This is a genomic window from Alkalihalophilus lindianensis (assembly GCF_032843265.1).
In the GTDB taxonomy this organism is placed as follows: Bacteria; Bacillota; Bacilli; order Bacillales; family Bacillaceae_D; genus Alkalihalophilus; species Alkalihalophilus lindianensis.
The window spans coordinates 1-264 of the sequence record NZ_JAWJBA010000468.1 but is presented as its reverse complement, the minus strand read 5'-3'; the positions used below and the strand labels follow the sequence as shown (position 1 = coordinate 264).

Annotated in this window: 1 protein-coding gene; it reads left to right on the top strand. The window is 36.7% G+C overall.

Features of this window, described 5'->3' with window-relative positions; translation table 11 throughout:
* Window positions 1-4: 4 nt before the first annotated feature.
* On the top strand, window positions 5-264 hold a 260-nt coding region (locus tag RYX56_RS23055), incomplete at its 3' end, for an ATP-binding cassette domain-containing protein (protein WP_317124215.1).

Genomic DNA, 264 nt, shown 5'->3' with positions numbered 1-264 from the left:
AAATATGGATAATGCAATTGAAGTGAAAAATTTACGAAAAGAGTTCAAGGCATATTCGAGCCGTTCTGGCTTGAAAGGAGCATTTAGAGATTTGTTTACCAGAAACTATAAAGTAGTTTCTGCCGTTCATGATATTAATTTTTCTGTCAAACAAGGAGAAATGGTTGGTTATATTGGAGAAAATGGGGCAGGGAAATCCACAACGATTAAAATGCTGACAGGAATCTTAACTCCAACCTCAGGGCATATCCAGGTTAATGGGAT